This is a genomic window from Vespertiliibacter pulmonis (assembly GCF_013377275.1).
Classification (GTDB): Bacteria; Pseudomonadota; Gammaproteobacteria; order Enterobacterales; family Pasteurellaceae; genus Vespertiliibacter; species Vespertiliibacter pulmonis.
Window position 1 is genome coordinate 1,648,391 of record NZ_CP016615.1, and the last position, 13,891, is coordinate 1,662,281.

The window sequence follows — 13,891 nt, forward strand, 5'->3', positions numbered from 1 at the left end:
TTATTTTATTTATATTATATTTTAATTTTGTTGGATAAGTGTAAATAATATATAATATTGAAAAATTTTTAAACTTTCCCAGACCTAATAGGTAATCATTAAAATGAATCAAATAGAACAACAATTTCTCAATGAGCTTGATGCTAAATTGTGGAAATCAGCAGATAAACTTCGCTCAAATATGGATGCGGCAAATTATAAACATATTATTTTGGGCTTAATTTTTCTTAAATATGTCTCTGATGCTTTTTCTGCACGTCAAAAAATCCTTTTAGAACAATTCTCTAATCCTGAAGAACGGTATTACCTTGATCCAAGTAGTTTTGATACAGACGAAGAGTATCAGCAGGCTTTAAAAGAAGAATTAGAAGAGCGAGATTTTTATATTGAAGAAAATATCTTTTGGGTCCCTAAAGAGGCTCGTTGGGATACCTTAAAGGCTAACGCAACTATACCGGCAGGTGAAATACTTTGGCAAAATGAAGAAGGCAAAGATATCAAAATGCAAAGTGTTTCCTGGCTGATTGATAACGCTTTAGATAGCATTGAAAAAAGTAATCCTAAATTAAAAGGGATTTTATCCCGAGTGAGTCAATATCAAGTAGAAAATAACCGCTTGATTGATTTAATCGGTTTATTTTCAGAAACTTCATTTGCAAACCCAGAATATCAAGGTGAAAAACTCAATTTAAAAAGTAAAGATATTTTGGGGCATGTTTACGAATATTTCTTAGGGCAATTTGCTTTAGCAGAGGGTAAGCAAGGCGGGCAATATTACACGCCGAAAAGTATTGTAAATTTGATTATTGAAATGTTACAACCTTATAAAGGGCGGGTTTATGACCCCGCAATGGGCAGTGGTGGTTTTTTTGTCTCAAATGATAAATTTATTGAAAATCACGCCAGTGAAAAACATTATTCAAGCGAAGAACAACGCCGTAACATTTCTATTTACGGACAAGAAGCTAACCCCACTACGTGGAAATTAGCGGCGATGAATATGGTCATTCGTGGCATGGATTTTAATTTTGGCAAACAGCATGCCGATAGTTTCACCAACGATCAACACCCCGATTTACGGGCAGATTTTGTTATGGCAAATCCGCCTTTTAACCTAAAAGAATGGTGGCATAAAAGTTTAGAAAATGATGCACGCTGGAAGTACGGCACGCCGCCGGAAGGTAACGCCAACTTTGCATGGTTGCAACATATGCTTTACCACCTCGCCCCTACTGGTTCAATGGCTCTATTATTGGCAAATGGCAGTATGAGTAGTAATACCAGTGGTGAAGGTGAAATTCGTAAAAAATTAATTGAAGATGATGTGATTGAATGTATGGTTGCATTACCTGGACAACTTTTTACCAATACACAAATTCCTGCTTGTATTTGGTTTTTAGCTAAAGATAAGAAAAACGGTGTTTCATTCGATAAGAAAAAACGTAATCGTAGTGGTGAAGTATTATTTATTGACGCACGCCAATTAGGCTATATGAAAGACCGAGTATTGCGAGATTTTACTAATGAAGATGTTCATAAAATGGCGCAAACATTTCATCATTGGCAATACGGCGAAAATTATCAAAACGAAGCAGGATTTTGTTATTCCGCCTCATTGGAAGAGATAAAAAAACAAGATTATATTTTAACCCCAGGGCGATATGTTGGTGCGGTAGCTCAAGAAGATGACGGCATTCCTTTTGCAGAAAAAATGCAGGAACTGACCGCTATTTTAAAAGAACAAATGGCTGAGGGTGAACGCTTAAATGCTGAAATTAAAAAGAATTTAGCGGGGTTGGGGTATGAATAAAATTCCATTAAATGAATTGGTTACTTTACAACGTGGATTTGATTTACCAAAAGACAAACGATTAAAGGGAAATGTACCAGTAGTGGCTTCAACAGGCATTGTTGGGTATCATAATGAGGCAAAAGTAAAAGCAAATGGCGTTGTCTTAGGACGTAGTGGTTCAATTGGTGGCGGACAATATATTCAGGAAAATTTTTTCCCTTTAAATACAACATTATATGTTAAGGATTTTAAAGGGCATTATCCAAGGTTTATTTATTATTTATTTCGTAGTATTGATTTTACTCAATTTAATGTAGGAAGTGGTGTTCCAACATTGAATAGAAATCATTTATCAACTATTTTGATAAATAACATTTCTTATGAAGAAGAAGTACAAATAGCAAAAGTTTTAGGTGATTTAGACGATAAAATCCAACTCAATACCCAAATCAACCAAACTCTAGAACAAATCGCTCAAGCCATATTTAAAAGTTGGTTTATTGATTTTGACCCAGTCAAAGCAAAAATAAATGTATTGGCTAATGGCGGAACAAAAAATGATGCGGAATGTGCGGCAATGTGTGTAATTTCAGGGAAAACAGAAGCAGAGCTAACCCAATTAAAAGACAGGCAGCCTGAAAAATATCAAGAACTGGCTAAAACGGCGGCATTATTCCCAAGCGAAATGGTAGAGAGCGAGTTAGGCAAAATACCGAAGGGGTGGGAGTGTAAATCTATCTCTTCTATTTGTTCTATGCAGAATGGTTATGCGTTTAAGAGTTCTGAATGGTCAAATGATGGACTTCCTGTAATTAAAATTGGTTCTATTAAACCAATAATTATAGATATGGACGGAATTGGATATGTACATAAGAAAAATGAAAGTTTGAGGCAAGAATTTCTTGTTAAGGAAGGGGATATTCTTGTTGGTCTTACTGGTTATGTAGGAGAAGTAGGGCGAGTGCCTAAAAATATAAATGCCGTTTTAAATCAGAGAACTGCGAGATTTATCCCATTTCCTATAAATTCTCAATATCGCTATTATTGTTTTATATACTGTCTTTCTAGGTCTAATAAATTTAAGGAATATGCAATAACTCATGCAAAAGGGTCTGCGCAAGCAAATATAAGTACTAAGGAATTACTTAATTATCAATCTGTTATTTCTTGTGTTAATATTCATATTGAATTTGAAAAAGTGATTTTTTCTTTACTTGAAATGATATTAAATAATGGTGGGGAAAATAATACTTTAGGTAAAGTTAGGGATGAATTATTACCTAAAATTTTATCAGAAATAAAAAATTAATATGAGGAAAAAATGGAGTATAACTTTAATAACATTCCTATCTGGAAGTCAGACAAGCCTAAAGAAAGTTTTGTAATATTATCGGATAGCATTAATGGAAGGATTCCTGTTACTAGAATAGAGCATTGGGATCAGTTTCCTAAACTGCTAGAACATGATTTTTTCAATTCAGACGGTACAGAATTAATATTTAGAGGGCATCGGCGTTATGATTGGAATATGCAACCTACTTTAGCAAGAATAATTCCTAATGGAATTATAATTGAAGACTTAGCTAACAAGCAAATTGAATATTTCCGTAAAACAATTCGAGGAAGAATAAGTGATAGTAGTTTATTATCTATAGAACAAGATGAAGACGAGATTAATGAATTATGGTCGATTGGACAACATTATGGTTTAATGACCCCATTATTAGATTGGACTCATTCTCCTTTTGTTGCTTTATTTTTTGCATTTTCAAAACAGGATCAGGTTGATGAATCAGATAATCCTTATCGTGCAGTTTATATTTTAAATAAAAGTAAAATAGTATGTGATGAGAAGTTCTCTACGGTTAAATTATTTGAGCCTAGAAAAGATGATTATGGCAGGCTAGTTGCTCAAGCAGGGTTGTTCACAGTTTCTCCTTATCAATCGACGATTGAAAATGAACTTACGAATGCTATATTCTCTGATGATGATGAGAATCCCTATTTATCTTCTTCTGAAGATGAACAGGCTCATTTAATTGCTAAATATATTTGTAAAATATATATTAAAAATACAGAGCAGGAAAAATGTTTAAGATTTTTAAGAAAAATGAATGTTCATCATGCTAGTTTATTTCCTGATTTATTAGGAGCAGCAGAGTACAGCAATATTTTAATTAGTGAATTTGTAAAATTACAACCACGAGATAATCAAGTTAATATATATGAAGAGGAAACTAATTTTAATAAGGAGAAACAGAGTAATAAGGATACTAAATCATATAATATTCCAGATAAAAACTTAATTAATAAAATTAAAAAATTATTAGACCATAATGACAAAAATAGTACAAATATTGATTTTTTAGCTGAAAATTTAAAAGAAGTTTTAATTAAAAATATACAGATACCAGATTGGAATAGTCGAGAACCGATCATAGCAAAAATGAGAACGGAATTAAAGATACTTTTAAGAAAATATGAATATCCTGAGTCTTATTGGGATGAGACTATAAATTCATTGTTAAATATTGAATACGAGAGTTTGGATTAGTAATTTAACGGAGAAAAAATGATCAATGAAAATATGCTAGAACAAGTCGCATTAAATTGGTTTGAGGAAACAGGCTGGCAAGTTTTTCACGGTAAAGCGTTATTACCTGATGGCGATAAGTCGCAACGTGATAATCTCAATAGCGTTATTTTAGAGCCTATTTTTCATTCTCAATTTGCAAAACTTAACCCCCATCTGCCCGCTTGTTGTGCCGAAGAGGTGCTGAATAAATTAAAACAAGCAGAAAGTCGTGATTTAGTCGAAGCTAATCAAGCCTTACATAAAATGCTTGTGCAAGGTGTGCCAGTTTCCTATAAAGAAAATGACAATGAGAAATTAGAAACTGCTTTTTTGATCGATTTCAGCCAGCCTGAAAATAATGCGTTTTGGGCGGTGAATCAATTTGAAGTCAGGGGTAGTAGCTTACGCCGTCCTGATATTGTCTGTTTTATCAATGGGTTGCCGCTTGCTATTTTAGAATTAAAAAATCCAGCCGATGAAAAAACAGATATCTGGTATGCGTTTAATCAATTACAAACTTATAAAAATGATCTGTTTGAGCTATTAAAATTTAATCAAGCTTTGGTTATTTCAGATGGTGTTATCGCAAAAGTGGGGTCTTTAACGGCAGATGAAGAGCGTTTTATGCCGTGGCGAACGGTTGCCGATGAAAACGATAGACCAAAGGTAGAATGGCAATTAGAAACAATGATTCGAGGGTTCTTCCGCCCTGATTTATTGACAGATTATTTGCGATTTTTTATTTTATTTGAAAAAAATGAGAAAAACCGGTTAATTAAAAAACAGGCAGGGTATCATCAGTTTCATGCCGTAAGAGAAGCTGTCCATGCCACCATTATTGCTTCACAATTACCGCAAAATAGGCTTGATGAACCACGAGCAACCTACGGGAAAGAAGTGGTATCAGGGAGCAAAAAAGCAGGGGTGGTTTGGCATACACAAGGCAGCGGCAAAAGTATTTCAATGTGTTGCTATGCTGGAAAATTATTACAGCAGCCTGAAATGCAAAATCCGACATTGATTGTTGTTACTGACCGTAATGATTTAGACGGTCAGCTTTTTCAACAGTTTTCACAAGCTCAAGAATTATTAAAACAAACGCCTGTACAAGCAGACAGTCGAGAATCTTTGAGAGAATTATTAGCAAGCCGAGAAGCGGGCGGAATTATTTTTACCACCATTCAAAAATTTGCGTTGCAAAATAATGAGCTGAACCACCCGCTTTTAAATAATCGCCATAATATTATTGTCATTTCTGATGAGGCGCACCGTAGCCAATATGGGCTAAAAGCTAAATTAAATGAACAAGGCGAATATCAATATGGCTATGCGAAACATTTGCGTGATGCACTGAAAAATGCCACCTTTATTGGTTTTACAGGTACGCCGATTGCATTGGAAGATAAAGATACCGTAGCGGTATTTGGTGATTATGTGTCTATTTATGATATTCAAGATGCGGTTGATGATGGGGCGACTGTTCCTATTTATTATGAATCACGCCTTGCCCGTTTAAATATTAATTCAGCTGAAATTGAGGAATTGGCTGCGCAGTTTGATGAAATTGTTGAGGAAGAAGACAAAACAGAAGCAGAAAAAATTAGAAGTAAATTTACTCGATTGGAAAATTTAGTTGGGGCAAGACCTCGCTTACAACAAATTGCTAGCGATTTAGTTCAGCATTTTGAACAACGCCAACAAAGCCAAGACGGTAAAGCAATGATTGTAGCGATGAGCCGTGAAATTTGTGTTGGGTTATATAATGAAATTATCGCCCTTCGCCCGCAATGGCACAGTAATGACCCTGCGGAAGGAGTGATTAAAATTGTGATGACAGGTTCGGCTGCAGATAAACCGTTTTTACAACCTCATATTTATAGTAAACAGGTAAAACAAGCGTTAGAGAAACGCTTTAAAAATCCTGATGATCCCTTAAAATTAGTGATTGTTCGGGATATGTGGCTAACGGGTTTTGACGCACCTTGTTGCCACACAATGTATATTGATAAACCAATGAAAGGGCATAACCTGATGCAGGCAATTGCCCGAGTTAATCGAGTATTTAAAGATAAACCTGGCGGTTTGGTGGTGGATTATATCGGTATTGCGAATGAATTAAAGCAAGCATTACATACCTACACAAATTCTAAAGGTAAAGGCGAACCAACCATCAATACAGAAGAAGCGGTTAAATTATTCTTAGAAAAAATGGACGCAATCGCTGGTTTATTTGCAACTCCGATTAATGGGGAAGTGTTAGATATCAGCCAATTTGAAACAATGGCAGTAAAATTATTGCCTCAAGCAGCCAACCATATTTTAGGTTTAAAAGATGGTAAAAAACGCTTTGCAGATTTGGTATTAGTAGCAACTAAAGCTTATGCTTTGTGTGCAACTTTAGATGAGGTGACGCCTTATCAACGAAAATTGGCTTTTTATTCAGCAATCAAAGCGGTTTTGTTTAAAGAGCAGGTTGGTGATAGGAAATTACAAAAACAGCGCCAAGATCATATGCTGAAGTTGATTTTGGATAATTCTCTTATTGCAGAAGGTATTGATGATATTTTTGATTTATGTGGATTAGCAAAACCTAATATCGGTTTACTTTCTGATGAATTTTTAGATGATGTTCGGCAAATGGAACATAAAAATCTCGCTGTCGAACTATTAGATAAATTATTGCAAAATAATATTAAAAGTCGAAGTAGCCGTAATTTGGTGCAAGAGCGTAAGTATCGTGATCGATTAGAAGCGACATTAGCAAAATATCATAATCGTAGCATTGAAGTAGCTCAAGTTATTGAAGAGCTCATTCAAATGGCACGAGATATGCAAAAAGCTTTTCAGCGAGATGAAGAACTGGGATTAAATAGTGATGAAATTGCATTTTATGATGCATTAGCAAACAACGAAAGTGCTGTTAGAGAGTTAGGCGATAAAATCCTTAAAGAAATAGCGTCAGACTTAGTAAAACAGTTACGAGATTCAGTTACTGTAGATTGGCAAATTCGAGAAAGTGCACGAGCTAGAATCCGCATTCTTATCCGCCGTATTTTGCAAAAATATAAATACCCGCTTGATAAAGCGCCAGAAGCCGTTGAATTAGTGTTAGAGCAGGCAGAAATTTTATCGAATGAATGGAAACTTGCTTAAAAAAATATTTTTATATCCCTATGAATTATTCATAGGGATTTTTATTTTTCTAATTTAGCTAAGATTTGTTTTTCCAACACCATTTTCTCTTTATCAGTTAAGGCGGTTTGATTTGCGTTTGTTACAGTAAAAAAATCTTCCACTTGTTCGCCTATGGTGGTGATTTTTGCGTTTAATAGGGTAAGGTTTTGTTGGCTGAAAATGTAGCCGATTTGGGCAAGTAGTCCTTCTCGATCAAGGGTAAATAGCTCGAAAGCGGTTTGATTAGGCTGAGAATTTGTCAGAAAGCGGATCGTTGTTTTACGGCTAAATGAGCGATGTTTATGGGCGTGTTTTAGCGTCTGGAAGGTGAGCTGTTTGTCATTGGTTAAAAATTTAAGGATTGCCTGTTGGATTTGCTGCTGGCGGTAGTCGTTAAGGGGTTCACCGTTCAATTCAGTAATAATAAAGCTATCTAGTACTAATCCGCTATCGGTGGTGAGTACTTGTGCATCGTGAATGCTCACTTTTTTAGCACTTAAAATTGTGGCGAGCGAGACAAAAAATTGAGGGCGATCAGTGCAGTGAATAAAAATTTCCGTTGCCCCTCGGGCAAATTGATTGCTAATTAGCACGATAGGGAGCATTGAGTTTTCCGCATAATTGATGGCGTGCCAAACCAGTTGTGTGGGCGTATGCTGTACAAAATAGCGAGTTGGGCAGGACTGCCAAAAGTCAGTGATAATTTTCTGTTGTTCGGCTGAAAGGCGTGCTTTTATTTCAACGGTTGCCTGTTGCTGGTTTTCGATGCCCAGTTTTTGATAATCAAATATTTTTTCTTTGCCTAAAGTGAGCTGTGCCTGGGTGAGTTGGAAAAGTTTTTCAAAAAGTGACCGCTTCCAATCATTCCATAGGGTTTCATTGGTGGCATAAATATCGGCGATAGTTAAACAGGTGAGGGCAGAGAGTGCTGTTGGTGTTTTTACCGTGTGCGCAAAGGTATTGATGATTTGCGGATCGTGAATATCACGCCGTTGTGCGGTAATTGACATCGTTAAATGTTCAGCAACAAGCCACGCCATATAATCAGCCTGTTGGGACGAAAAGCCGTGTAATTGGGCGAAATTTTTCATTTCTATTGCTCCGAGCTGGGCGTGATCTCCTGATTTTCCTTTGCCAATATCGTGAAATAATGCAGCGAGATAAATCAATGGACGCTGTTCTATTGTTGGAAACAGTTTATAACCAAGGGGGAATTTTTCCTGATTTTCAATATTGAGAAACTGTTCTAACGTGAGCATAACCCGTACGCTATGTTCATCTACGGTGTAAATATGAAACATATCAAACTGCATTAGCCCGGAAATATGTTGCCATTGTGGTAAATAAGCGGAAAGAACCCCTAGTTGGTGCATTGGGACGATTGCCCGTTGTACCATTTGAGGTTGCTGAAAAATCTGAATGAATTTTTCTCGAGCCTCAGGGATTTCACATAATGGGCGTTTTAGTTTGCGTAGTACAAGGCGTATTTGGCGTAATAATTGAGGCGAAGGCGTTATATCGGGCTGTTGGGTTAGGTGTAGAAATAGGTCCAGAATTTTTTCTGGATGAAGGTTAAATATACGTGAATTCGTGCAAAAAAGCGTGTGGTTACGGATAAAAAATAGGGAGTCAAGCGGTTGTTTTCCCTTATTTTTTTGCGGTTCGGTGAGCCATTCTAATTTAAAATTTTCAAGCAAAAGTTGGCTGAGTTGCGAAATAGATTGGGTTGCTTGAAAAAATATTTTCATCATTGCTTCAACGGGTTGATTACCGCTACCTTGATAGCCAAGTTGTTCGCTTAGTTGAAGTTGTCTGTCAAATCTGAGCCGGTTATCATAGCGTTTTAATTGTAAATGCAGTGCAAAACGCATTCTAAAAAGCACCGCTTGTGCTTGGAGCAGTTCCTCAAATTCTTCAGGGAAAAGAATGCCTTTTTTTAGTAGTTGGTCCAGTGAATAAACACGATATTGACGTAACATTATCCACGAAATTAAGTGGAGATCTCGTAGCCCGCCTGGGCTGTGTTTGAGGTCTGGTTCAAGATTATAACTGGTATTATGATAACGGGCGTATTGGGTTTTTCTTTCCCTTATTTTTGCTGAAAAAAAATCGTAGATAGCCCAAAAATCTGGCTGGTAAAGCCGTGTTAAAAGTTGTTGCAGTAAAGCTTCATTACCATATAAAAATCGGCTTTCAAATAAATTTGTGGCGACTGAAATTTCAGTTTTGCCAATTTGAACACATTCATCGAGAGTACGAATAGCCGAGCCAATTTGTAATTTGCTATCCCAAAGTGTGTTTAAAAAGGTCTGTATTGTTTGATGGGTTACTTCATCGATTGGGGTTTCGCATAAAATAAGAATATCAAGGTCGGAAAGGGGAAACATTTCTCGCCGTCCGTAACCGCCCACTGCAATTAGGCATAAATCTGACCGATCACCTAATCCGTATTTTTTCCATAACTGGCGGAGTTTATCATCATAAAAATCACTGCGTTGGTGGAGTAACGTGATGATGTCCGTTCGAGGAAAATCGGCTTTTTGCTGTTCGGTAAAGGCTAAAATTTGCGTTTTAAGTGGAGCGGTATTCATTTTTATCCTCAACAGCAAGCGGTCAGATCTTGCAAAATTTTGCGATTATCTGACCGCTTGTATGCGTTATTTAAAGATAATATCGTTTTTTGGATCGTAATCCGCTGCGTTGATGACTTTTTTCTCGCTGAAATATTTTTTCAACATTTCAGCATCAATAAAGCCTGTATTCACATAGCTCGGGTGTTTTTTCAAAACAGGGTAACCATCGCCACCGCCTGCACAGTAATCTGGCACAGAGAGTTTGTAAGTTTTAGCTAAATCTAACGGTTTGCCTCCAATTTTAATGTCAGAGACTTTTTTGCTGGTGCGATCTACGATCATAGAGACTCCTGCAAATTGTGGATAGCCTCCTGTATCAACCTCTTTTAAGGCAACAACGTTGAGATAGTCTGTGAGTTCTTGTCCTGTTAAATCGACAGTAGCAATCATATTGCCGAACGGCTGTACTTTGAGTAGGTCTTTGTAGGTGGTTTCACCTTCTTCTAATGAGGTACGAATACCACCTGAATTCATTACGGCGATATCGGCTTTCACTCGTTCCATTTGGGATTGTGCAATAAGACGACCGAGATTGGTTTGTTCAAAACGGATAATTTTTCTATCACCTTCAAAATGCCCTTTAACCGCCCCAACTTTCACGCCAAGTAGGCGGCTGCCACTGTCTTGATAGGTTTTTAAATGTTGATAAACAGGCTGATTTTCACTGATTTCTGGCTGGTAAAGCTGATAATCGGTTTTACCATTATCTAATTTAACTTTATGTTTTAGATTGATCGGAATGAGTTGATAATTCACAAGGGTCGTTTTACCGTTTTTAAATTCAAAGTCAGCTCTGCCTAAGAATTTTCCCCATTCGCCCGCTTGTGCAATCCAAGTACCATTTTGGAAATCAGGTTTACAAGCTTCTCCAGGTGTGTATTTTAGGTTTAATTCACCTTGTTCATTGATACAAACCATATCGTGCGTGTGTCCGCCGATAATGACATCAAATGCTCCTTTATTAAGGGTACGAGCCATTGTTACATCGCCTGGTGCATTTGAGCCGTGTTTGCCATCAAAATAATATCCCATATGGGTTAAGGCGATACGAACATCAGGTTTTTCGGTTTTATTGATCTGTTCAAGAGTGGTTTTGGCGGTTTCAATTGGGTTATTAAAAATAACGTGATCGGTGACTTCAGGATTGCCTAATTTAGCCGTGTCTTCAGTGGTTAGCCCGACAACCGCAACTTTTAAGCCATTTTTATTTAAGATAACGTAAGGCTGAACAAGCGGTTTATTCGTTTTTTTATTGATAACATTGGCAGAAAGCATTGGGAATTTTGCCCATTTTTCTTGCATTTCAAGTACTTGCAGAGGGGAGTCAAATTCGTGATTGCCTAATGCCACAGCTTCAAACCCTAGCATATTCATACCTTCAATATCAGGCTTGGCATTTTGCATATCAGATTCAGGTACACCAGTATTGTAATCTCCAGCGTGTAGTAGGATAACTGACCCACCTTGTTTTTCAACTTCTTGGCGAATGTTATCTATTGCTGTTTTTTGTGCAGAAAATCCATATTCACTTTGTTCATTTTTCCAGAAATGCCCGTGGGTATCATTGACGTGTAAAATAGTGAAATGATAGGTTTTATCGGCATCGTATGCCATTACTGTACTGGCTGAAAAGGCGGAAAGCAATGCCGTGGAAAGTAATGTTTTACTCAGTTTCATTTAGATTTCTCCATTATGTTGTGAAAGAAGTTGAACGTAATACATTGTGTTTAGGTTTAATTGGGCTAGAAAAATAGAATTAACCCCCAAGTTAGTGCGAAGATTAGCATTGAAATAAATACGGCTGCTGAGCCAATATCTTTTGCTCTACCCGAAAGTTCGTGAAATTCAGAGCCTATACGATCGACCACTGATTCAACGGCACTGTTAAGTAGTTCTAAGGCTAAGACGAGCAGAACTGAACCGACTAATAGAATTTTTTCAACGGCACTGTTACCTAAATAAAAACCAAGGGGGATTAGAAAAAAAGAAAGCCACACTTCTTGGCGAAATGCGGCTTCGTTAATATAAGCACTTTTTAAGCCTTTCATTGAATAGCCTGCGGCACGGATAACTCGTTGAAAGTTTGCTTTGTTTTCTGGTTTCATAATCAAAAATTAAAAAGATAAATTGGTTTTATTCTACCTGAAAGTAGAGGCGTGCGGAAATAGAGATGTGATTTTTTTGCATAAAAATTAGATGAGATCTAAAAAAATTGTTATAAATTTGTGAGTTTTTTAAATTTCACAAAATTATCTTAAGAAATCACCGCTCGTCTATTCCCATTACGAAAATTTTACGATAATCTCAAGACTTTAACTTTAGAGGTATAGACGACTTAAGGTGTTTATATAATTTTTATTTTATAAATTTACAGGAAATAGTATGAGTAATTCTTTATCTTCCAAATTTTTTGGTGGCAATCTTGTATTACGGATTGCAGTAGGTTTAATTATCGGGGTTATTTTTGCCTTGGTTAGTCCTGAATGGGCAAAGAGTGTGGGCGTATTAGGTCAGTTCTTTGTGAAATCATTGCGTGCCATTGCGCCTATTTTGGTGTTTAGTTTAGTACTTTCAGCGATTGCGAATAAAGAGGTGGGAAGCGATAGCCGTTTGAAACCAATTTTAGCACTTTATTTACTTGGCACATTTTTAGCGGCATTAACCGCTGTCGTATTTAGTTACCTCTTCCCGACAACCCTTGAATTAGTAATCAGCCCAGATGGTTTAGCACCACCAAAAGGAGTGGGTGAAGTATTAAAAACGGTTGTGTTTAATTTAGTTGATAACCCATTGGGAGCAATTACAAACGGTAATTTCTTGGGTATTTTAACGTGGTCTATTGGTTTAGGTATTGCATTGCGTCACGCAACAGCGAGTACAAAAGCATTTTTAGTGGATATGTCAGAAGCTGTTTCTTTTGTAGTAAAAGTAGTGATTGCATTTGCGCCTATTGGGGTATTTGGTTTAGTGGCAGAAACAATTGCTGAAAATGGTATTGATGCTTTTGCAGGTTATTTCCGTCTATTAGGCGTTTTACTAGGTGCAATGCTATTTGTGGCGTTTGTGCTTAACCCATTATTAGTTTTCTTAAAAATTCGCCGTAATCCATACCCATTAACATTAACTTGTTTGCGTGAAAGTGGTGTAACAGCATTCTTTACTCGTAGTTCAGCAGCTAATATTCCTGTGAATATGGGGTTAGCTAAACGTTTGGGATTAAAAGAAGAAATTTACTCAATCTCTATTCCATTAGGGGCTAATATCAATATGGCAGGGGCAGCAATTACTATTACTGTTTTAACCCTTGCTGCAGCGTATACGCAAGGTATTGTGCCAGATTTTTGGACAGCATTATTATTAAGTCTTGTTGCTTCTATCTGTGCCTGTGGTGCATCAGGTGTTGCTGGTGGTTCATTATTGTTAATTCCATTAGCGTGTAGCTTATTTAATATTCCAAATGATGTTGCAGCACAAGTCATTGGGGTTGGTTTTATTATTGGTGTTATCCAAGATTCTGCGGAAACGGCGTTAAATTCATCAACTGATGTGCTTTTCACCGCAGCAGTTAGTTTATCTGATGATGCCAAAGCATAAAGAATTTTGATGTTTATTGAAGCGGAATAATATTATTCCGCTTTTTTTATTCCTTTTAATCATAGCATCACGGCTTTTTAATTTTGCGATCACGATCGAAAAATCCCCTTTCTTTTATTTTCA

8 protein-coding genes are annotated in these 13,891 nt (G+C 36.6%); 5 read left to right on the plus strand and 3 right to left on the minus strand.

Annotation, left to right across the window (positions count from 1 at the left end; genetic code table 11):
• The first annotated feature begins 103 nt into the window (after positions 1-103).
• From A6B43_RS08000 to A6B43_RS08015, 4 genes are read left to right on the plus strand one after another with little or no spacing between them, the layout of a single operon-like run.
• Positions 104-1,810 (plus strand): class I SAM-dependent DNA methyltransferase, encoded by a 1,707-nt coding sequence (locus tag A6B43_RS08000; protein WP_124210449.1) that lies wholly within the window; start codon positions 104-106, stop codon positions 1,808-1,810.
• On the plus strand, positions 1,803-3,101 hold the full coding sequence (locus tag A6B43_RS08005) for a restriction endonuclease subunit S (RefSeq protein WP_124210450.1): 1,299 nt from the start codon (positions 1,803-1,805) through the stop codon (positions 3,099-3,101). The genes A6B43_RS08000 and A6B43_RS08005 overlap by 8 nt, the downstream gene beginning before the upstream one ends.
• A 12-nt stretch (positions 3,102-3,113) precedes the next feature.
• On the plus strand, positions 3,114-4,346 hold the full coding sequence (locus tag A6B43_RS08010) for an FRG domain-containing protein (RefSeq protein WP_124210451.1): 1,233 nt from the start codon (positions 3,114-3,116) through the stop codon (positions 4,344-4,346).
• Positions 4,347-4,364: 18 nt separating this feature from the next.
• Entirely contained in the window at positions 4,365-7,520 is a 3,156-nt protein-coding gene (locus A6B43_RS08015; RefSeq protein ID WP_124210452.1) for a type I restriction endonuclease subunit R, read from the plus strand.
• A 41-nt stretch (positions 7,521-7,561) separates the two neighbouring features.
• On the opposite strand, the gene glnD is transcribed toward A6B43_RS08015, so the two are convergent.
• The 3 genes from glnD to A6B43_RS08030 all read right to left on the minus strand — a co-directional run bounded on the left by glnD (position 7,562) and on the right by A6B43_RS08030 (position 12,279).
• Complete coding sequence (gene glnD, locus A6B43_RS08020) at positions 7,562-10,132, minus strand: bifunctional uridylyltransferase/uridylyl-removing protein GlnD (protein WP_124210453.1); 2,571 nt, start codon at positions 10,130-10,132, stop codon at positions 7,562-7,564.
• A 66-nt stretch (positions 10,133-10,198) separates the two neighbouring features.
• Positions 10,199-11,851: a bifunctional UDP-sugar hydrolase/5'-nucleotidase UshA gene (gene ushA / locus A6B43_RS08025; RefSeq protein WP_124210454.1), complete on the minus strand. Its 1,653-nt coding sequence runs from the start codon at positions 11,849-11,851 to the stop codon at positions 10,199-10,201.
• 65 nt (positions 11,852-11,916) lie between these two features.
• A complete protein-coding gene (locus A6B43_RS08030; protein WP_124210455.1) occupies positions 11,917-12,279 on the minus strand; it encodes a diacylglycerol kinase in 363 nt (120 codons plus the stop codon).
• 277 nt (positions 12,280-12,556) lie between these two features.
• Between A6B43_RS08030 and sstT the strand changes: the two genes are divergently transcribed.
• Positions 12,557-13,768 carry a serine/threonine transporter SstT gene (gene sstT / locus A6B43_RS08035; RefSeq protein WP_124210456.1) on the plus strand — a complete coding sequence of 404 codons (1,212 nt, stop codon included), beginning with the start codon at positions 12,557-12,559 and terminating at the stop codon, positions 13,766-13,768.
• The last annotated feature ends 123 nt before the right edge of the window (positions 13,769-13,891 follow it).

What these genes read in the sequence shown, in the direction of transcription:
- ushA (WP_124210454.1), bottom strand. Translation starts at nt 11,851, where the DNA reads ATGAAACTGAGTAAAACATTACTTTCCACGGCATTGCTTTCCGCCTTT.
- A6B43_RS08030 (WP_124210455.1), bottom strand. Translation starts at nt 12,279, where the DNA reads ATGAAACCAGAAAACAAAGCAAACTTTCAACGAGTTATCCGTGCCGCA.
- sstT (WP_124210456.1), top strand. Translation starts at nt 12,557, where the DNA reads ATGAGTAATTCTTTATCTTCCAAATTTTTTGGTGGCAATCTTGTATTA.
- A6B43_RS08010 (WP_124210451.1), top strand. Translation starts at nt 3,114, where the DNA reads ATGGAGTATAACTTTAATAACATTCCTATCTGGAAGTCAGACAAGCCT.
- A6B43_RS08015 (WP_124210452.1), top strand. Translation starts at nt 4,365, where the DNA reads ATGATCAATGAAAATATGCTAGAACAAGTCGCATTAAATTGGTTTGAG.
- A6B43_RS08005 (WP_124210450.1), top strand. Translation starts at nt 1,803, where the DNA reads ATGAATAAAATTCCATTAAATGAATTGGTTACTTTACAACGTGGATTT.
- A6B43_RS08000 (WP_124210449.1), top strand. Translation starts at nt 104, where the DNA reads ATGAATCAAATAGAACAACAATTTCTCAATGAGCTTGATGCTAAATTG.
- glnD (WP_124210453.1), bottom strand. Translation starts at nt 10,132, where the DNA reads ATGAATACCGCTCCACTTAAAACGCAAATTTTAGCCTTTACCGAACAG.